Below are 19,142 nucleotides of genomic sequence, written 5' to 3' on the forward strand. Positions count from 1 at the left end.
AGAAATCCCGATACATACAAGAAAAGGAACCAACAATGAAGTTCTCCGCACCCCGTAAGGCAGCAGTACTCACCATGTCCCTGGCGCTCGCGTTCTCTGCGACCGCCTGCAACCGCGGCGGCGAAGAAGGTACCGAGGGATCGGCGTCGGCCACCCTCGCGCTCTCCACCCTGAACAACCCGTTCTTCGTCGAGCTGCGCGACGGCGCCGAGGCTGCCGCTGAGGAGGCGGGCATCGAGCTCGAAGTGGTCGACGCGCAGAACGACTCCGCAACCCAGACCAACCAGCTCGCTACTGCCGCTACCAGCGGAACCGATGGCGTCATCATCAACCCGGTCGACTCCGATGCCGCAGCCGCTGCCGTTGCACCCCTGATCGATGGCGACATCCCCGTCGTCGCTGTGGACCGCGCTGTCAACGGTGCCGAGGTCGAGTCCCTCGTCTCCAGCGACAACGTCGCCGGCGGCAAGCAGGCAGCGGACGAACTGGCCAAGGCGATGGGCGAAGAGGGCCAGGTGATCGTCCTTCAGGGCGTCGCCGGAACGTCCGCCAGCCGTGACCGCGGTGCCGGCTTCGAAGAGGGCATCGCCGCATACCCGAACATCGAGGTAGTGGCCATGCAGACAGCCAATTTTGACCGCGCCGAAGCGCTCAATGTTGCAACCAACCTGCTGCAGGCCAACCCCGATGTCACCGGAATCTTCGCCGAGAACGACGAAATGGCGCTCGGCGCCATCCAGGCTCTCGGCGACCGCGCAGGATCCGAGGTTACGGTGGTCGGCTTCGACGGCACCGAAGATGGACTGGCCGCCATCGAAGCAGGAACCATGACCGCCACCATCGCGCAGCAGCCCGCCGAGCTCGGCAAGCGCTCCGTCGAGGTTCTTCAGCAGGTCCTCGCCGGGGAGACCGTCGAGGCAACCATCCCTGTTCCGGTCACCACCGTGAACTCCGAGAACGTTGGTGAATTCACCGAATGAGCACTCAGCCGCCGAGCGTCGTCGTTGTAGGGTCCATCAACGCCGACCTCGTAGTGACACTGGAACGCCACCCCCAGCCGGGCGAGACCCTGCTGGGACGGACCATGACGGTGATGCCCGGCGGCAAGGGCGCCAACCAGGCCGTAGCTGCGGCGAAGTTCGGTGCGCCCACCACGATGATCGGCGCTGTGGGACAGGACGCCTACACCGACGTCGCGCTCTCCGGCCTGCACTCCGCCGGCGTCAAGACTGACCGTGTGCAGCGCGTTGGGACCACTACCGGCGTCGCGATCGTGGAGGTCGACGACGGCGGCGAGAACACCATCGTCGTCATACCCGGCGCGAACGGCGAGGTGACGCCCGCGCTGGTTGCCTCCGCTGCGGACCTGATTTCCGACGCCGGTGTGCTGGTTCTGCAGGGCGAGATCCCTGCCGCTTCGGTTGCCGCAGCAGTTGCGTCCGCAACCGGCAGGGTGCTGATCAACCTCGCGCCAGTGATCGAGCTGGATCGCGAGACGCTGCTGCGCGCTCACCCTCTGGTGGTCAACGAGCACGAGGGAGCGCTGGCGCTGGAGCAGCTAACCGGCGCTGCTCAGCCGGCGGGCCCAGAACCTTCGAACCATGCGGAAACTGCACGCGCGCTGCTTGACTGTGGATTCTCCTCCGTGGTGATGACCCTGGGTGGCGCCGGCGCGCTGCTCGCTGACTCCTCAGGGGTGCTTGAGGTTCCTGCGCCGTCAGTGGCCGTCGTCGACACAACCGGAGCGGGTGACGCCTTCGTAGGTGCACTGGCCGCCCGGCTGGTTGCTGGAGATGCGTTGCCCGAGGCCGTTGGCGTCGCTGTGCGAGTCGGAGCGTTCGCGGTCGGCGCCGAGGGTGCACAGCCGTCCTACCCATCGTTGACCGATGCCCTTCCCGAGGAAGCATCGCCGCAAGGAGCGCAGGCTTGAAGAAGAACGGAATACTGAACGGTCCCGTCAACGCCCGGCTCAGCACGCTGGGTCATGGGCATCTGGTGATGATCACTGACTGCGGCATGCCGCTTCCCGATTCTGCCGCCGTCGTCGACCTCGCCCTGGTGAAAGGTGTGCCGGGATTCGCTGAGGTGTTGCACACGGTGCTTGCCGACCTCGAGGTTGAGGGCGCCGTCATCGCCTCCGAGGCATCCGGAACCGTTGTTGAGGACGTTGTACGCGGCGAGGGCCTCTCCCCCGAGTTCGTAAGTCACGAGGAGTTGAAGTCTCTGCTCGGTGAAGCGCGGCTCATCATCCGGACCGGCGAGGCAACGTCTTACGCAAACGTCGCGCTGCGCTGCGGAGTGACGTTCTAGCGACTTCACTGCCGCATCCTGCTAGATTTCACCCAGAGCCTGCCCCATCCGTCACCTGCTGCAGAGGACTGGAATGACCAATCTGGACGTGCACCCGCAGGAAATGGTGTGCGGTGGGAATTCCGCACCCGCCACCGCCGAACTGCTGGTCCCCCGCGACGTGCCGCTGGGTGGGCCGCGGGCAATGACCGTGCGCCGGACACTGCCACAGCGCCGGCGCAGCCTGATCGGGTCATGGTGTTTCCTGGACCATTACGGCCCGGACCCGGTGTCCGCCTCGGGCGGGATGAAGGTACCCCGGCACCCGCACACCGGCCTGGCCACCGTGAGCCTGCTATTCACCGGCGGGGTCAGCCATCGCGACTCCTCCGGCGCCAACGCACTGGTGCGCCCGGGCGAAGTCAACCTCATGATTGCCGGGCGTGGAATCTCGCATCAGGAGTTCTCCACCCCAGACACCTCGCTCCTGCACGGTGTGCAACTCTGGTACGCTCTGCCCGATTCAAACCGACAGATGCCGCCCACCTTCGAGCATTACGAACCCGAGCCGGTCACCGGTGACGGAACCATGCTTCGGGTCTTCATCGGCTCCCTGGCGGGTTCCACTTCCCCGGTCGAAACCTACACGCCGCCACTGCTGGCCGCCGAGGTTAACCTGGAGTCCGGCGCCTCACTGGAACTGCAGCTGGACCCCGCGTTCGAGCACGGCGTGTTGCTGGATACCGGTGATCTGACCCTCAACGGATCACAGGTACCGGTGAACCACCTTGCCTACCTGCCTGTCGGGCAGCAGTCCCTCACGATGGATGCCGGGACGGATCCGGTACGACTCATCCTGATCGGCGGCGAACCGCTGAACGAACAGATAGTGATGTGGTGGAATTTCGTCGGCCGCTCGCATGAAGAGGTGGTCGCTTACCGCACTGCCTGGCAGGCGGAGATTGGTGCAGAACCGGCCCTGTTGGACACCGGAAAGTACGACGACGGCGCCCCCTACCCGCGTTTCGGCCCGTTCCCTGCCGACCAGCCGGACCCGTTACCGGCACCGACGATGCCCGCAGTTCAGCTGCGCCCGCGCGGCTGAGGCACCGCTCACGCAGTCAGTCCACGAACTCCGACTGGATTGCGAAGCTCCGCCATGCTGCACCCCTCACAAATCGGTATGGGCTTCCACCGTAGGCGCCTTGACCCTGCCTCACAAGGGTCCTCCAGCTTGAGATGAATATACCTAGCACTGCTATGCTTCTTACACCTAACACCTCTAGGTATGTGGAGTAGCAGTGCGCATCGACAAAGACCTCGTGGCGGCCTCCGCCACACCACTCGTCCTGGGCATCCTGGCGGAAGGCGACCTCTACGGGTACGCCATCCTCAAGCGCGTGAGCGAGCTGTCCGGCGGCAGCATGCAATGGACCGACGGCATGCTCTATCCCCTCCTGCACAGGCTGGAACGGCTCGGCTACGTTCACGCAACGTGGGGCACCTCGGACGCCGGCCGCCGTCGTAAGCATTACGCCATCACGGAGACTGGGCGGGAAGCCTTGGCTGAACGCCAGCAGCAGTGGACCGTGGTCGCCGACGCACTGCGGCAGGTCTGGCACAGCGCACCACGACCACCAGCGGTGACGGAGGGGTGGGCATGATGACGGCGCACGCAGAGCTGGAGTCCCAGATCGACCGGTGGCGCAGCTACGTCCAGCGCAATCAGGCCATCTCCCCTGCAGACGTCGACGAGCTCGAAGACCACCTCCGCGAACAGATCGCCGATCGGCAGGCCACCGGCCTTGACGATGAGGAGGCGTTTCTCGTTGCCATCAAGCGCCTCGGCAACCTCGACGCCGTATCCCGCGAATTTGCCCGCGAACACTCGGACCGGCTGTGGAAGCAGCTCGTCCTCCTTCCGGAAAAAACACCCGACAACGACGGCGGCACCCCTCCGTGGCGCGAGCTGGCAGTCGTTCTCGCACTGGCCGTCGGTGCGGGCGTCGCGGTCAAGGTTGGGTTCCTCCTGATCGAAAACGAGAACGTGTTCGTACGGAACCTAGGGTTACTGGTATTCCCCTTCGTTGCCGGCTACTTCGCGTGGAAACGGCGGCTGACACCGCGAGCCGGCGCTGTCCTGCTGATCTCCTATGGTGTACTCGCCGCGGTCCTCAACATCTATCCGTTCTCCATGGGCGGGTCCACCGAGGTACTCGCGGTGCTGCACGCGCCGGTGATCCTGTGGCTGCTAGCCGGGCTGGCGTACGCCGGCGGGCGATGGCGGGCGATGGCGATCCGATAGCCGCCGCATGGACTTTGTCCGCTTCACAGGCGAGTTCGCGATTTACTACACCCTGCTTGCCCTCGGCGGCGCCGTGCTGATCGGCTTGACGCTCGGCGCCTTCACACTCATCGGCACCGATTTCGAACCCGTCCTGGCGGAGTGGATCCTGCCGTTCGCCGTGCCCGGCGCTTTGGTGGTGGCCGCCTGGCTGGTCGAAGCCAAGCAGAACGTCGTCGAGAACATCGCACCCGTCCTCACGCGCATCTTCACGCCGCTGACCATTGTGATGCTGCTGGCGCTCCTCGGAGTCATCGCGGCTGCCGGCGGTCTGGTCGACGTCGAACGCGAACTACTCATCCTCATGGACGCAATCCTGATCCTGGTGCTGTCCCTACTGCTGTACTCGATCTCCGCACGGGACTCCCTGGCACGCCCCGGACTGTTCGATGGCCTGCAGCTGGTCCTTGTCGGTGCAGCCATCGCTGTGGACGCTGTGATGCTGACCGCGATGCTCACCCGCATTGCCGAGTTTGGCTTCAGCCCCAACAAGATCGCCGCGCTCGGCCTGAACCTTCTGCTGTTGGTGCATCTGGTGCGCGCCGCGTGGCTGACCGTCGGGTTCCTGCGCAGACAGCGCCCATTCGGGCAGCTGGAAAACTGGCAGACCAGGTACCTGCCGGTTTATGGCGCGTGGGCCGCCGTCGTCGTCATTCTCTTTCCGCCTGTCTTCGGCTTCATCTGAACAGGAGGCGGGCAACGCAAAAGGGGCCCGTCCGAGCAACAGCTGCTCAAACAGGCCCCTTTCAGGTCCCCAAGGGCTAGCTGAGCGTCGAGGTATCGATCACGAAGCGGTACCGCACGTCGGATGCCAGCACGCGCTCGTAGGCTTCATTGATCTTGTCGGCCGGAATGACCTCGATCTCGGCACCGAGCTTGTGCTCAGCGCAGAAGTCGAGCATCTCCTGGGTCTCGCGGATCCCACCGATCATCGATCCGGCGAAGGACCGGCGCCCGCCGATGAGGGCAAACGCCTGAACGGTCAGCGGCTCCGCCGGAGCGCCGACGTTGACCAGCGCGCCGTCGAGACTCAGCAGCCCGAGGTAGGCACTGATGTCCAGTGACGCGCTGACCGTGTTGATGATCAGGTCGAAGGAACGCGCGAGCTCCGTGAAGGTGTTCTCGTCGCTGGTGGCGTAGTACGCGTCCGCGCCGAGACGCAGGCCGTCCTCCTGCTTCTTCAGCGACTGGGACAGAACGGTCACCTCCGCGCCCATGGCGTGGGCCAGCTTGACGGCCATGTGGCCGAGCCCGCCGAGGCCGACGACGGCAACCTTCTTCCCCGGACCGGCACCCCAGTGCCGCAACGGCGAGAAAGTCGTGATGCCTGCGCACAGAAGGGGTGCAGCGGCGTCGAGCTCGATGCCCTCCGGAATGCGGACAACGAAGTCCTCGGTCACCACGACGTGGGTGGAGTAGCCGCCCTGAGTGATTGTTCCGTCGCGGTCGACTGCGCCGTACGTGCCGACGTTGCCGTTGAGGCAGTACTGCTCTTCGCCGGCCAGGCAGTTCTTGCATTCGCGACAGGAGTTGACCATGCAGCCCACTCCCACGCGGTCACCGACAGCGTGCTTGGTCACGTTGGCGCCGACCTCGGTGACGATCCCGGCGATCTCGTGTCCCGGCGCCAGCGGGAACTGCTGGGGGCCCCAGTCACCGCGGACGGTGTGGATGTCCGAGTGGCAGATGCCCGCGAACTTGATGTCGATCAGGATGTCGTCAGGTCCAACGTCCCGGCGTTCGATAGTGGTGGGGACGAGGTCCTCGGTGGCCGACGGAGCGGCGTAAGCGGAAACTGAAGTGGGCATGGAAGCCTCCTGTAAGTCATTGGTGGTGCAGGTACCGATGGTGTGTTCGTGGCCGAAGGGGCCTTGGGATGTGTTCGCGTCAGTCGTGGATGCGGCGCGTTCCAATCATGCTGACCATGGCGGGGTCCCGGTGGTCAAAGAACAGGGTTGCACCGGTGTCCATCCCGGCAAGGCGGCTCATCTCCTCATCCGTCAGCGCGAAATCGAAGACGGCGATATTCTCCGCCATCCTGTCTGCACGCACTGACTTGGGGATGACGACGACGTCACGCTGGATCAGCCAGCGTAGCACCACCTGCGCGACCGACTTTCCGTGGGAGGCACCGATCCCGGTGATTACCGGGTCGCTGAAGAGGTTGTTGCGGCCCTCGGCGAACGGGCCCCAGGACTGATGCTGAATGCCCTTCGCTCGCATAACCTCCTGGTCCGCTGCACGCTGGAAAAACGGGTGCGTTTCGATCTGATTGACTGCGGGCGCGGTCTCGCTGTGCTCAATGAGATCAACCAGACGGTCGGGGTGGAAGTTGGAGACGCCGATGGCCCTCGCGAGGCCCTGCCGGTTCAGCTCCTGCATGGCGCGCCAGGCACCGAAATAGTCGCCGTAGGGCTGGTGCACCAGGTAGAGGTCGACGTAGTCAAGGCCCAGACGTTGAAGAGAGGCATCGAACGCACGCTTGCCCTTGTCCTCGCCGGCGTCCTGTGCCCAGAGCTTGGTGGTGATGAACAGTTCCTCCCGCGGGATCCCCGAAGCTGCGATGGCACGGCCAACCGCTTCCTCGTTCCCGTAGGCTGCAGCTGTGTCAAGGTGGCGGTACCCGGTTGCCAGCGCATCAGTCACCACCTGCTCGGTCTCCTCCGGCGGAACCTGATAGACACCGAAGCCAAGAATCGGCATCTCGACGCCGTTGTTGAGTGTGACGTTGGGGATGGAGTGGGACATGAAAACCTTCTTCGAACTCGGGGGTGGTGCAACTGCTATCCATCAAACCCGCTTTCCCGCCCGCGCGGGAGTGACGGCATTTCCCGGTACTGCCAGACCCTCCCTCCGCTGACCTGCGCGCCGTACCGTAGAAGCATGGAAAACCGTGACGAAGTGCGTGCCTTCCTCACCACGCGTCGCGAACGGCTGACGCCTGAGCAGGCAGCCATCCCCTTTTACGGCGGACGACGCCGCGTCAAGGGACTGCGCCGAGAGGAGGTGGCCATGCTGGCCGGCATGAGCACCGACTACTACACGCGACTGGAACGTGGAAATCTGAGCGGTGTGTCCGACGTCGTACTGGACTCCCTGGCGCGGGCGCTCCAACTGGACGAGGCGGAGCGCGGCCACCTCTTCAATCTGGCGAGCGCGGCGAAGGCTCCCGCGCGGGTGAACGCGGCGAAGGCCGGCCGGTCCCGGACGGCACGCACCGGCGTGCGCGAGGGAGTGCTGCGCATCCTCGACACGATCAATGCACCCGCTTACGTGCGCAATGCCCGGTTCGACGTCGTTGCCGCCAACCGCCTGGCCCGCGCCCTGTTCTCCGTTGCCTATGCGGAGGGTGCGAGCACCTTCAATTTTGCGCGCTACACCTTCCTCGATGACCGCTCGCGAGACTTCTTCGTCGAGTGGGAGAAAATCGGCCGCGATTCGGTGGCTGCGCTTCGTCTCGAGGCCGGTTCCAACCCCTACGACCGCGGCTTGACGGATCTGATCGGCGAACTTTCCACCCGCAGCGATGAGTTCCGGACCTGGTGGGCATCGCACAACGTGAAGTTCCACAACACCGCCACCAAGACGCTGCGCCATGCGGTGGTCGGCGAGATCGAGGTGACGGGCGAAGCGCTGGTATTACCGGGCGATCCCGGCCTCACCATCGTCACCTACACCGTTGAACCGGCGAGCCCGTCGGCAGAAGCACTCGCATTCCTGGCGAGCTGGAGCACGCAGAACGCCTGAGTAACCAGATAAAAATGGGTGTGGCGCCCACCCCGTTGAGGGTAGGCGCCACACCTGGGTGAGGGTATTACTAGAACAATCCGCCCAGCAGACCCTCGTTGTCTTCGCCACCGTCAGTAGTGCTGTCGGCCGAGGTATCAGCGTCGACGCTGCTGTCAACGTCGGGGTCGACGTCCACATCAGTGTCATTGCCGCTGAGAATGCCATTCAGGTTATCCGACACATCGAGGTCAATGCCGTTGAGAACGTTGTTGCCGTTCGCCACGTCATCAATATCGACCAACCCACCGTTGAGGATGTTATCCAGCGACAGATTGCCGCTATCGGTGATGTTGTTATCGGTTACCTGAGCAACCTCGTCCACACGGGTCTCAGTGCTGTCTCCGGTGTTGGCGCTGGCCATGCCGGCGCCTCCTACGAGCATCAGACCGCTAACGGTGCTGACGGCCAGGGACTTCTTGAAGATGTTCCGCATGTTTCTGCCTCCATATTTCTGTTGGGGTAGAGGACGTTAAGCACTTCGGGAGCACCCCCGTTACCGGATTGGTATGAATCTTGCGACGAGTCCTTCACGGCTGACTTTCACAAAAGTCGATTCCCTTGCATGCCTGCCACCGTGCGGATCGAGGTGGTAACAGAACAATCACAAAAAGTTTTCAATCTTCAGCAATCCCGGGACGTCAGCCCCGAGGGCCGGGCACGCCTGACCGCGCACAAGGGTCCGATAGGCTCGTACCCTAGGTCTGATGCCAAGGAGAGAGCGCTACGTGACTGAGAACCAGAATGCCGCGGCCGAGTTCGACCCGGACGCCTCCGAAGAGCAGTCTCCCTCCGCCCTCGAAGCTTTGATCGGGCGGATCGAAGAGGACATGCGCAAGTGTCAGCTGGCAAAGTTCAGCCAGGAGGACGCGCTCACGCTTGGGTTGCTGATCGTCGAGCTCGCCACCCAGCGGGAGATGCCTGTCGCCGTCGACATCCGCCGGGGAAACCACATTCTGTTTCACGTCTCGCTGGCCGGAGCTACACCGGATAACGACATCTGGGTGGAGAAGAAGGCGCGCACCGCAGAGCGCTACGGCGTTCCCTCGCTGCTGGTCGGGCTGCGTGGTCGGCGCAGTGGCGGCAGGATGGAAGACAATGCCTGGTTCGACGAGTCAGCCTACGCAGCACATGGCGGCGCATTCCCCATCTATGTGCGCGGGACGGGGCCGGTCGCCGTCGTTACCGTCTCGGGTCTTCCGCAGAAGGCGGACCACGAACTCGTTGTCGAAGCGCTCACCAAGTTCACGAGGCGCAAGAAGAAGACCGCGCCCGCAACATAAGCTCCGCCGTCGGGCGCTGGTCCTTAAGAGGTCAAGTCGCGGTGCAGCTCTTCGACTCGGTTCCTGATGTCGTCGCGGACCAGCCTCATCCGATCCATGCCTTCGATGCCGCGCTCTGAGGGTTCATCGGTTTCCCATACCTCGAACCGCTGGCCCGGACGCGGATCAAGCTGTGCTTCCCTGCCCAGAACGACGACGGTACCCACGGCGTCGAGGACACCGTCGGTGACCGGTTTGGGATACTCCCCCTCGACATCGACGCCGATCTCTTGAAGGGATTGCACCGCTTGCGGGTTTAATCCGGAGCCCGGCTTGGTGCCGGCCGAAGAGACGGTGATGTCCCCATCGGCGAGATGGCGCATCAACGCCGCCGCGAGCTGCGACTTGCCGCCGTTCTTGCTGCACACGAAAAGGACACTCGGAGTTGCGGAGTGATTCATGCCGGCGACTGCTCCTGCGAAAGGAGGGAGGCGGACAGGACCTTGACCCGCTCGTGGATATCGTCTCGAATGGCGCGGACCCGTTCGGTGGGTTCACCCGAAGGATCAGTGAGGTCCCAGTCCTCGTACCGCTTGCCTGGGTAGATGGGGCAGGAATCTCCACAGCCCATGGTGATGACGACGTCGGACGCCCGGACCACGTCATCGGTCAGCGGTTTCGGGTACTCCCCGCTCAAGTTCAGACCCATTTCGCCCATCACCGCGACCACCGTGGAATCCAGCTCAGCCGCCGGCATGGAACCGGCGGAGCGAACGCGAATCCTCCCCTTCGATTCCATGGTGAGCAGTGCTGCGGCCATCTGTGACCGGCCGGCGTTCTGGACACAGACAAAGAGCACCTCGGGTGCGTCGGACACGGACGCTCCCTTCGACTTGGCCAGAGCGGTAAGCCTCTCCGTGGCGAAATGTTCTGTGGTGGCGGGCAGATACGTGGTGATCTTCGCGGTTCTGGCCAGCGCTGTGTAGGACTCGAAGACGTACCGTTCCACCGTTTCGGTGGCGAAAACACCGGCAAACCGTTCAGTCAACCGTTCGCTTATTCGATGTAACACCTCGGTGGTGTCCCGCAGTCCAGTGCCTGGATTTGAGGAGTTCATGATGTTCTCTTTCACGTGGCAGGAAGTCAGCCGTGCGTCGGTTCTTCGACCAGGGCGGTGGCAATGCTGTCGGCATCCTCGAGCGCAGCGAGATACCGCTCTGCGTCGAGGGCCGCCGCGCAACCCGTACCGGCGGCAGTAATCGCCTGGCGGTACCGGTGATCCACGGCATCCCCGCACGCGAAGACGCCGGACAGATTGGTGACCGTGGTGGGGGCATCCACCCTGATGTAGCCCTCGTCGTCCAGGTCAATCTGACCGGCAACCAACTCCGTGCGCGGCAGATGTCCGATTGCGACGAAAATGCCTGTCGCTGCATGGTTCCGGGTTTCCCCGGTGCGGGTGTCGCGGAGGGTCACCCCCGTGACCTTGTCTCCACCGTGAATCGCTGTGACGGCGGAGTGCCAGGCGAAGCTGATCTTCGGGCTGTCCTTTGCCCGCTGCGCCATGATCCGGGAGGCCCGCAGTTCGTCGCGGCGCACAACGACGGTGACCGACCTGGCGAAACGCGTCAGAAAGGTTGCCTCCTCCATAGCCGAATCACCGCCTCCGACGACGATGATGTCCTGGTCCCGGAAAAAGAAACCGTCGCAGGTGGCGCACCAGGACAGGCCGTGCCCGCTGAACTTCTTCTCCTCCGGCAGGCCGAGTTCCCGGTAGGCGGACCCGGTCGCGAGAATTGCTGCGGTAGCCTCGTGAGACTCGCCGCCCCCGGTGACAACCCGCTTAGAGTGGCCGGTCAGATCGACCTTCGTGACGTCGTCGAACACTATCTGCGCGCCGAACTTCTCCGCCTGCTGCTGCAGGTCCTCCATGAGCGCCGGGCCCTGCACGCCTGCCGGAAACCCGGGAAAGTTCTCCACCTCTGTGGTGTTCATCAGCGCACCGCCGGCGGTGACGGATCCAGCCAGTACGAGGGGGTTCAGCCCTGCCCGGGCAGCGTAAATTGCAGCCGTGTACCCCGCTGGTCCGGATCCAATGATGATCAACTGGTGCGTGGCCATAAGTGTTCTCCTGCTACTTGCCCGCAGGAATCAGGGACTCAATGAGCCCTTCGATCCTGCCCTTGATCTCGTCGCGAATGGGCCGGACCGACTCGACGCCCTTGCCTGCTGGATCCTCAAGCACCCAGTCCTCGTAGCGCTTGCCGGGGAAGTACGGGCATTCGTCGCCGCAACCCATGGTGATGACGACATCGGATTCCTTGACGGCCTCGGTGGTGAGGACCTTTGGGATCTCGCTGCTCATATCGATCCCGACCTCGGCCATAGCCTCGACCGCCGACGGGTTGATTTTCTCGGCCGGCTGGGAACCGGCGGAGCGCACCTCGATGGCCCCCTTCGAGAGGGTGGTGAGGAACGCAGCCGCCATCTGCGACCGGCCCGCGTTGTGGACGCACACGAACAGGACGGACGGCTTCTTGATGGTTTCAGTGGTCATCGGGGGTCTCCTGACAGCTGGGCGGACAACGGTGATGGGGCGAAGAATCGCTTCTGCGCCCAAAGGGCGACATAGACCAGCGCTACGAGGGCCGGCACCTCGATCAACGGCCCGACGACGCCGGCAAGCGCCTGCCCGGACGTGACACCGAAGGTGCCGATCGCCACCGCAATAGCCAACTCGAAGTTGTTTCCAGCGGCGGTGAAGGCCAGCGTCGTCGTCCGTGCATAGCCGAGGCCGAGCCATTTGCCGGTCAGCATACCGGCCGCGAAGACCACCAGGAAGTACACGAGCAGCGGCAGCGCGATCCGGGCGACGTCCAGCGGACGGGCAGCGATCGTCTCACCCTGGAGGGCAAACAGGAGCGTGATGGTGAACAGGAGACCGTACAGGGCCCACGGGCCCAGCCTGGGCAGGAAAGTGCTCTCGTACCAGTCGCGGCCTTTGGCCTTCTCGCCGATCGTCCTGGTCAGGAACCCGGCCAGCAGCGGTATCCCGAGGAAGACGAGAACGGAGACTGTGATGGCCCAGAAGGAGAAGTCCGCGCTGGTGGTTTCCAGTCCGAGCCATGCCGGCAGCACCTGGAGATAGAACCAACCAAGGGCTCCGAACGCGATCACCTGGAACACCGAGTTGATGAAGACCAGCACGGCGGCAGCCTCCCGGTCACCGCACGCAAGGTCATTCCAGATCATCACCATCGCAATACAGCGGGCCAGGCCCACGATGATGAGCCCGGTCCGGTACTCCGGCAGGTCGTGCAGGAAGATCCAGGCAAGCGCAAACATGAACGCGGGAGCGAGCAGCCAGTTGAGAGCGAGCGACGCAGCCATGAGCTTGCGGTCCGCAATCACGCGATGTGTCTGGTCAAAGCGGACCTTCGCCAGGACCGGATACATCATGACCAGGAGCCCGACGGCGATCGGCAGCGACACTTCACCGATCTTCACGGCATCCAGCGCGGTGTTCAGCCCGGGAATCAATGCACCGAGGACGAGCCCGAGGACCATGGCAGCGACGATCCAGACCGGGAGGAACCGGTCGAGGGTGGACAGCTTGCCGACGACGGCGGCTTGCGCGCGCTCTGGGGGCAAGGGTGCAGTCTGGGTACTCACACGGCTCCTGCGACATAGATTGATGGAGATCGATATGAATACCACCAGCTATATCGATCATTGTCAATCCACGGTGCATAATGGGTTCATGAACACTGCGCAAACGCTCGAATCCAGCCTGGACGCGCCCTGCTGCCTCCCCTCGGAGCAGCCGGCTATCAGTCTTGAGGATGCGCAGCAGCGGGCAGCCATGTTCAAAGCTTTGGCGGATCCGAACCGGCTGCGGCTGCTGTCCATCGTGAAGGCGGGAGAGTCAGGCGAGGCCTGTGTGTGCGACCTGACCGAACCCCTGGACCTCGGGCAGCCGACCGTCTCCCACCACCTGAAGATCCTCGTCGAGGCCGGCCTGCTGCACCGCGAGAAGCGCGGCACCTGGGCCTACTACTCACTGGTTCCCGGCGCGCTGGACAGGGTGTCGAGGCTTCTCACGTCGCTCTGACACTGCTGGCCCGGTGCGCATGCTACCACCGGGGGTGGACGGCCTCCATGAAGTACCGGTTGTAGATGTCCAGGACACCGCCGCTGATGTCACTCCCCAGCGTGCCTTCCGCGCCGGCTTCAGCATTGGCCCGCGCCTGTGCCGGCGTACGCGCACCCGGAATCACGGTGCTGACACCCTCCTGCGCAACCACCCACGCCAGTGCTGCCTGTGCCGTGCTCACGCCGTCGGGCACCAGCGCGTCGAAGTCCTGTACTGCCGCCAGTCCGGTCTCGAAATTCACTCCGGAGAACGTCTCGCCGACGTCGAACGCTGAACCCGTGCGGTTGTAGTTCCGGTGGTCGTCCTCCGGAAACTCGGTGTCCTTCGTGTACTTCCCGGACAGGAGGCCTGACGCCAGCGGAACCCTGGCGATGATCCCGATACCGGCCGCCGCCGCTGCGGGAAGCACCTCATCGAGGGGCTTGAGCCGGAAGGCGTTGAGGATGATCTGCACCGTCGCGGTATTGCCGCGCTTGATCGCTTCCAGTGCCTCCTCGGTCCGCTCGACGCTGACGCCGTAGTTGCGGATGACGCCCTCGCTCACCAGAGTATTCAGGGCGTCATACACCTCCGGGTTGCTGTACACGGCCGTCGGCGGGCAATGCAGCTGGACGAGGTCGAGGGTGTCCTGCTGCAGGTTACGGCGCGAGCGATCCAGCCAGGACCGGAAGTTGGTCAGGCTGTAGTTCTCGGGAAGCTGGTCCATCCGCCGGCCCATCTTCGTTGCCACCGTGACATTCAGCCCGGGATTGGCTGTGAGGAATGAGCCGATGGTCTGTTCGCTCCGACCGTCGCCATACACGTCAGCGGTGTCGAAGAAGTTCACGCCCGCTTCGACTGCGCCTTCCAGCACGGCGAGCGCATCCTCCTGGTCCACCTGACCCCAGTCGGCTCCGAGTTGCCATGTTCCAAGTCCAATGGTCGATACCGGGCGGCCGGCCTTTCCGAGAATGCGTTGTTCCATGGATCGACTATATGACCGACCAGCGACTCGACGACGCTGGTTGCAGGCGCCAGGCGACCGGTGCCGGGACAGTCAGACCTGCGGCGTCCGCGGTGGGGCAACGCGGCGTGATCCATTTGCTTCGAAGGCCGCCGCCAAACGCAGCAGCTCGTTGTCCGAATACGCCTTTCCCGTGAACGTCAGCCCTACAGGCATGCCGATATCGGCTATCACGCCCATCGGGACGGTCACCGTTGGGATGCCGAGGTGACGCGGCACCAGGTTGCCGTTGGACACCCACACCCCGTTGCGCCAGGCGAGGTCCGCGGAGGCGACGGAAGTATCAGTGTCCGCCGGGCCGACGTCGGCCGCTGCCGGAAAGATGACTGCGTCCAGTCCGTTCTCATCCATCCACTCGTGGAGGTCGAGCCGGCGGGTCTCTTGCAGACCACGCAGCCCCGCTTCCAGGTGAGGGATGTCGGTCAGGGACACTGCACCGCGCCGGCGGATGACGTCCGGGTAATCGGCGATGTCGTCGTCGAAGCCGGTATACCGGTCCGGCAGCGCGCCCGCCGGCGCAGGGAAGATGGTGGCGCCGTCGACATCGACAAGTGAAGCCAGCCGCGGATCGGCGTTCGCCTGCAGGAAGTCTTCCCACGCCCAGGCGGACAGGTCCACAATCTCGTGCCTGAGGTATTCGGGGCTGACGAGTCCGCGGGTGCTGATGGTCGGCGCGCCCGGCCGGTCGCCCTCGTAGTTGGACACCACGGGGAAGTCGACCTCGACCACGTCGGCGCCGGAGTTTTCCAGATCCCGCCGTGCTGCTTCCCAGAGCGCGATCACCGAGGCACGCGTCTCGATCCGCTGCCCCGTGGGGCCGCCGATGCCGGGCGCTGTTGCCGTGCCGGCGTCGTCATCCTTGTTGATATACATGCGGGGCACGCCGAAGCGCTTCCCCTTGAGTGCGCCCGCATCGGCTGTCAAAGACCGGTAGGACGACGGACGCACCTCCGAGGCGCGCGGAACGGACACCCAGGGCTGGACGCGCCAGAAGTCGCCGCGGGTTTCGGTGTCGTCGGCGACAATGACGTCGAGGACCTCGAGCAGGTCCGCCATGGTGCGCGTGTGCGGAACCACCACGTCCATGGTGGGCACGAGCGGCCAGTTTCCCCGCACCGAGATGACGCCCGGCGAGGGCGTGTATGCGCACAATCCGTTGTTGGACGCCGGAGCGCGGCCTGAGGACCACGTCTCTTCGGCCAGTCCGAAGGCGGCGAAACTGGCGGCCGTCGCGGTTCCCGATCCGTTCGAGGAGCCGGAGGCGAAGGCTGCGGTCAGGTAGTCGGCGTTATAGGGACTCTCGGCCCGGCCATAGACGCCGCGCTGCATTCCGCCGTTGGCCATGGGCGGCATGTTGGTGAGACCGAGCAGGATGGCCCCGGCGTCGCGTAGCCGCTCGATGGTGAACGCGTCCCGCTGCGCGATGAGGGCCTGGAACGCCGGGGAGCCCGCAGCGACGGTGAGCCCCTTTGCCTGATAACTGTCCTTCGCCGTGTACGGGATGCCGTCCAGCGGTCCGAGGGTTTCACCGTTTTCCCTGCGTCGGTCCGACGCGCGGGCTTCTTCGAGTGCATGCGGGTTCATGACGATGACGGAGTTGAGCCGGATGCCCGCGTGGTCATAGACCGCGATGCGGTTCAGATAGCTCGCGACGAGTTCCTCGCTGGTTGCCTGGCCCGTTTCCAGAGCCGCGCGAAGATCCGCGATGCCCGCTTCGACGACGTTGAAACCCATCAGCGGTTTCCCTCAGCCCGGCCGTCCTCGAAAGTGCGCGTCGCCGGCTGTTGCTGGGTGATGCAGTGAATCCCACCGCCGAAAGCGAAGATATCGCGGGCATCGACCAGTTCAATGGTTCGTCCCGGGTAGGCGCGGCCAAGGATGTCGGCGGCGACGGCGTCGTTCGCGTCATCGAAAGCGCACAGGATCACTGCGTCGTTGGCCACGTAGTGGTTGATGTAGGAGTAGTCCACAAAGCCGTCGTCGTCGGTGAGGACGGTGGGCGCTGGGACGTCGATGACCGTCATAGGAGAGCCGTCGGCGTCGACCGCTTTCTCCAGTTCGGAGCGCAGGAAGCGGGTTACCTCGTAGTCGGGGTGGTCGGGGTTGTCCTGCCTGTGGAGGAGAACAGCGCCCGACGGCGTGAAGGCGGCGACAATGTCCACGTGGCCGCGGGTGCCGAACTCCTCATAATCGCGGCTGAGGCCGCGCGGCATCCAGACGGCGTGCCGGGTGCCCAGGCGGGCGTGAAGCTCTGCTTCGACGGATTCCCTGGTTGCTCCCGGGTTCCGTCCGGGATCGAGCTGGACCGTCTCGGTGAGCAGGACTGTTCCGCGGCCGTCGACGTGAAAGCCGCCGCCCTCGTTGACGAGCGGGCTGTCCTCGACCGGGGTGCCCGCATGCGCGGCTACCGCCCGGCCAACGTGCTGGTCCTTCTCCCACGCCGCCCAGTGCTGGGCACCCCAACCGTTGAAGACCCAGTTGACGGCGCGGGTGGAACCGTCGGCCCCGTGAACGAACGTTGGTCCGGAGTCGCGGAGCCACGCGTCGTCGAGCTCTGACTCCTGCACGGGAATGCCGTCGCCCAGCAGCGCGCGGGCAGCTTCGGCATCGGCCGGATCAGCGAGCACGGTCACGGGCTCGTAGCGGGCGATCGTCCGGGCCACGCGGGACCAGGCCTCGCGTGCCCGGCCGAGGCTTTCGCTGCCGACCGCGCCAAACGTGTCATTGGAGGGCGGGAACGCCATCCAGGTGCGGTCGTGCCGCTCCCATTCGGCGGGCATCACGGTGGTGGTGGTCAACGAAGCGTTCATCCGATGAGTGCGCGCTGCTTCTGGAGCGCCGTCGTGATGTTCCGGGCCGTCAGCTGGCCCATGCGGATGGCGCCGTCAACGTGCTGGTAGCCCTCGGCCGCGAGGTCGGAGCTGGACCAGTAGATGGGGCCCACCGGCGTGAGCTGGTGCTTGGCGTAGCGGTGCAGGCCGCCGAGGTCATAGCTGGCGGCGTAAGCGCCCCGGGTCCATTCCTCGGAGCCCCAGTCGGACTCGTAGTACACCTCGGGCTGCAGCGCCTTCGGTCCCAGGAACCCGGCGATGGATTCGAGGATCTGCCGGCGCCTGTCCTCGACGGAGAGCTCGAACACGGCGTCGGCCTTCTCATCGGAGATGAACGCAACGAGGGTCCCGCGTGGGTCCTGATGGTTGGTGTTGTCGTAGACCTCCTGCACGATCGACCCGGCGCTGAAGCCGGTACCGGACAGGCCGTCCTCGCGCCAGAACGGCGTCTCATAGACGGCGTGCACCTTGATCACCAAACCGAGCGACTGGTGCTGGTGCATCTGGTGCTGCCTGCGCGGCAACGGGGGTTCGTAGGAGACCCGCGAGTACAGGTTCGGCGGCACGGCCATGATCGCGTACCGCGCGTTGACGGTCACATTCTCCGACTTGGCGGTCACGCTGGTGGAGCCGTCCTGCCCTTCCGACCAGCGAAGCGTGCGCACGGGACTGTTCAGGACGACGTCGTCCCCAAGCTCCGCTGCCATGCGCTCCGACACTGACTGCATTCCGCCGACCACGCGCTTGTCGAGGATGAAATCCTCGTCGACGAGGTGGGAGAACGAGCCGGCGGAGGCGGCCATCAGCACAGCCTGCAGCGTGGAGAAGGCGTGGGCCGGCTTGGTGAGCATGCCGCCGGCGATGAACAGGCCGATGTTGTTGCAGGCTTCCTCATCACCGGACTGCTGCCGGAGCCAGGAATGGAAGGAAACGGTGTCCAGCTCACGGGCCTGCGGGTGCTCCCACGGGGCCTTGGGATCCATCTGGGCTGCCAAGCGGTCCAGTTCGTCGATGAGCCGTGACATTTCGGCGCTCGTCCGGCGGCTGACGGGGAACATCTCGCCGGTGTACCGGATTGCCTTGCCGTCCGCGCCGATGTAGACGGACTCGCCCTCGCGGTAACGCGAGTAGGTTTCCAGGACGAGCTCATCGAGCAGGCCGATCAGCGCCTCCTGGTCCGGGGAGACCCACTGTCCGCCGATTTCCAGAACAGCGCCGTCGATCACATCGGTATGGGTACGGCCGCCCACGCGGTCCCGGGCCTCAAGAACAGTAACGGAGTGGCCGGCCTTCCGCAGCTCCCTCGCTGCAGTCAGTCCTGACGGTCCTGCGCCAACGACGACGACGTCGCTTTCGATGATCCTCATGGTGTCCTCTCTACACGGCTGGCGCCGCGCTAAAACGAATTGCATTCGTTTATGTCCAATTACTGTAGAGGACGGGGCCGGGTTTGAAAAGCCCCGACGCTTTTTCG

At 64.6% G+C, this 19,142-nt stretch carries 22 protein-coding genes; 10 read left to right on the forward strand and 12 right to left on the reverse strand.

Features of this window, described 5'->3' with window-relative positions; all coding sequences use genetic code 11:
• The first annotated feature begins 35 nt into the window (after positions 1-35).
• The 7 genes from JOD47_RS05365 (at position 36) to JOD47_RS17460 (ending at position 5,318) form a co-directional block, all read left to right on the forward strand.
• Complete coding sequence (locus JOD47_RS05365) at positions 36-980, forward strand: substrate-binding domain-containing protein (RefSeq protein ID WP_204532659.1); 945 nt, start codon at positions 36-38, stop codon at positions 978-980.
• Positions 977-1,930 (forward strand): ribokinase, encoded by a 954-nt coding sequence (locus JOD47_RS05370; RefSeq protein WP_204532661.1) that lies wholly within the window; start codon positions 977-979, stop codon positions 1,928-1,930. The genes JOD47_RS05365 and JOD47_RS05370 overlap by 4 nt, the downstream gene beginning before the upstream one ends.
• Entirely contained in the window at positions 1,927-2,310 is a 384-nt protein-coding gene (gene rbsD / locus JOD47_RS05375) for a D-ribose pyranase (protein WP_204532663.1), read from the forward strand. The genes JOD47_RS05370 and rbsD overlap by 4 nt, the downstream gene beginning before the upstream one ends.
• 73 nt (positions 2,311-2,383) lie before the next feature.
• The gene (locus JOD47_RS05380; RefSeq protein ID WP_204532665.1) at positions 2,384-3,394 is read left to right on the forward strand and encodes a pirin family protein; all 1,011 of its coding nucleotides are present in this window, start codon (positions 2,384-2,386) and stop codon (positions 3,392-3,394) included.
• A 196-nt stretch (positions 3,395-3,590) separates the two neighbouring features.
• On the forward strand, positions 3,591-3,953 hold the full coding sequence (locus JOD47_RS05385) for a PadR family transcriptional regulator (RefSeq protein ID WP_204532667.1): 363 nt from the start codon (positions 3,591-3,593) through the stop codon (positions 3,951-3,953).
• The gene (locus JOD47_RS17455) at positions 3,950-4,594 is read left to right on the forward strand and encodes a permease prefix domain 1-containing protein (RefSeq protein WP_239548018.1); all 645 of its coding nucleotides are present in this window, start codon (positions 3,950-3,952) and stop codon (positions 4,592-4,594) included. Before JOD47_RS05385 ends, JOD47_RS17455 begins: the two co-directional genes overlap by 4 nt.
• Positions 4,595-4,601: 7 nt before the next feature.
• The gene (locus tag JOD47_RS17460) at positions 4,602-5,318 is read left to right on the forward strand and encodes a hypothetical protein (protein ID WP_239548019.1); all 717 of its coding nucleotides are present in this window, start codon (positions 4,602-4,604) and stop codon (positions 5,316-5,318) included.
• Between the two features lie 76 nt (positions 5,319-5,394).
• On the opposite strand, the gene JOD47_RS05395 is transcribed toward JOD47_RS17460, so the two are convergent.
• Entirely contained in the window at positions 5,395-6,441 is a 1,047-nt protein-coding gene (locus JOD47_RS05395; RefSeq protein ID WP_204532669.1) for an NAD(P)-dependent alcohol dehydrogenase, read from the reverse strand.
• A gap of 79 nt (positions 6,442-6,520) precedes the next feature.
• Entirely contained in the window at positions 6,521-7,381 is an 861-nt protein-coding gene (locus JOD47_RS05400) for an aldo/keto reductase (RefSeq protein ID WP_239548020.1), read from the reverse strand.
• A 135-nt stretch (positions 7,382-7,516) separates the two neighbouring features.
• Between JOD47_RS05400 and JOD47_RS05405 the strand changes: the two genes are divergently transcribed.
• Positions 7,517-8,380 (forward strand): helix-turn-helix transcriptional regulator, encoded by an 864-nt coding sequence (locus JOD47_RS05405; RefSeq protein WP_204532670.1) that lies wholly within the window; start codon positions 7,517-7,519, stop codon positions 8,378-8,380.
• Between the two features lie 70 nt (positions 8,381-8,450).
• On the opposite strand, the gene JOD47_RS05410 is transcribed toward JOD47_RS05405, so the two are convergent.
• A complete protein-coding gene (locus tag JOD47_RS05410; RefSeq protein ID WP_204532672.1) occupies positions 8,451-8,855 on the reverse strand; it encodes a hypothetical protein in 405 nt (134 codons plus the stop codon).
• 292 nt (positions 8,856-9,147) lie between these two features.
• Between JOD47_RS05410 and JOD47_RS05415 the strand changes: the two genes are divergently transcribed.
• Entirely contained in the window at positions 9,148-9,702 is a 555-nt protein-coding gene (locus JOD47_RS05415) for a heme-degrading domain-containing protein (RefSeq protein WP_307836204.1), read from the forward strand.
• A 23-nt stretch (positions 9,703-9,725) separates the two neighbouring features.
• On the opposite strand, the gene JOD47_RS05420 is transcribed toward JOD47_RS05415, so the two are convergent.
• From JOD47_RS05420 to arsB, 5 genes are read right to left on the reverse strand one after another with little or no spacing between them, the layout of a single operon-like run.
• A complete protein-coding gene (locus JOD47_RS05420; protein ID WP_204532675.1) occupies positions 9,726-10,142 on the reverse strand; it encodes an arsenate-mycothiol transferase ArsC in 417 nt (138 codons plus the stop codon).
• Positions 10,139-10,798, reverse strand: a complete 660-nt coding sequence (locus JOD47_RS05425) for an arsenate reductase ArsC (protein WP_204532676.1) — start codon at positions 10,796-10,798, stop codon at positions 10,139-10,141. Before JOD47_RS05425 ends, JOD47_RS05420 begins: the two co-directional genes overlap by 4 nt.
• Positions 10,799-10,824: 26 nt before the next feature.
• A complete protein-coding gene (gene trxB, locus JOD47_RS05430; RefSeq protein ID WP_204532677.1) occupies positions 10,825-11,802 on the reverse strand; it encodes a thioredoxin-disulfide reductase in 978 nt (325 codons plus the stop codon).
• Positions 11,803-11,815: 13 nt separating this feature from the next.
• Positions 11,816-12,238 (reverse strand): arsenate reductase ArsC, encoded by a 423-nt coding sequence (locus JOD47_RS05435; protein WP_204532678.1) that lies wholly within the window; start codon positions 12,236-12,238, stop codon positions 11,816-11,818.
• Entirely contained in the window at positions 12,235-13,353 is a 1,119-nt protein-coding gene (gene arsB, locus JOD47_RS05440) for an ACR3 family arsenite efflux transporter (RefSeq protein WP_204532679.1), read from the reverse strand. The genes JOD47_RS05435 and arsB overlap by 4 nt, the downstream gene beginning before the upstream one ends.
• A gap of 88 nt (positions 13,354-13,441) precedes the next feature.
• Between arsB and JOD47_RS05445 the strand changes: the two genes are divergently transcribed.
• Complete coding sequence (locus JOD47_RS05445; protein WP_204532680.1) at positions 13,442-13,792, forward strand: ArsR/SmtB family transcription factor; 351 nt, start codon at positions 13,442-13,444, stop codon at positions 13,790-13,792.
• A 22-nt stretch (positions 13,793-13,814) separates the two neighbouring features.
• Here JOD47_RS05445 and JOD47_RS05450 read toward each other — a convergent pair whose 3' ends face one another.
• The 4 genes from JOD47_RS05450 to JOD47_RS05465 form a co-directional block, all read right to left on the reverse strand.
• Positions 13,815-14,798: an aldo/keto reductase gene (locus JOD47_RS05450; protein ID WP_204532682.1), complete on the reverse strand. Its 984-nt coding sequence runs from the start codon at positions 14,796-14,798 to the stop codon at positions 13,815-13,817.
• Between the two features lie 72 nt (positions 14,799-14,870).
• Positions 14,871-16,571: an amidase gene (locus JOD47_RS05455; protein ID WP_204532684.1), complete on the reverse strand. Its 1,701-nt coding sequence runs from the start codon at positions 16,569-16,571 to the stop codon at positions 14,871-14,873.
• Positions 16,571-17,647, reverse strand: a complete 1,077-nt coding sequence (locus JOD47_RS05460; protein WP_239548021.1) for an agmatine deiminase family protein — start codon at positions 17,645-17,647, stop codon at positions 16,571-16,573. The genes JOD47_RS05455 and JOD47_RS05460 overlap by 1 nt, the downstream gene beginning before the upstream one ends.
• Positions 17,644-19,080, reverse strand: coding sequence for a flavin monoamine oxidase family protein (locus tag JOD47_RS05465; RefSeq protein WP_204532686.1), 1,437 nt, complete (start codon positions 19,078-19,080; stop codon positions 17,644-17,646). Before JOD47_RS05465 ends, JOD47_RS05460 begins: the two co-directional genes overlap by 4 nt.
• Between the last annotated feature and the right edge of the window lie 62 nt (positions 19,081-19,142).

This window comes from Arthrobacter tumbae (assembly GCF_016907495.1).
In the GTDB taxonomy this organism is placed as follows: Bacteria; Actinomycetota; Actinomycetes; order Actinomycetales; family Micrococcaceae; genus Arthrobacter_D; species Arthrobacter_D tumbae.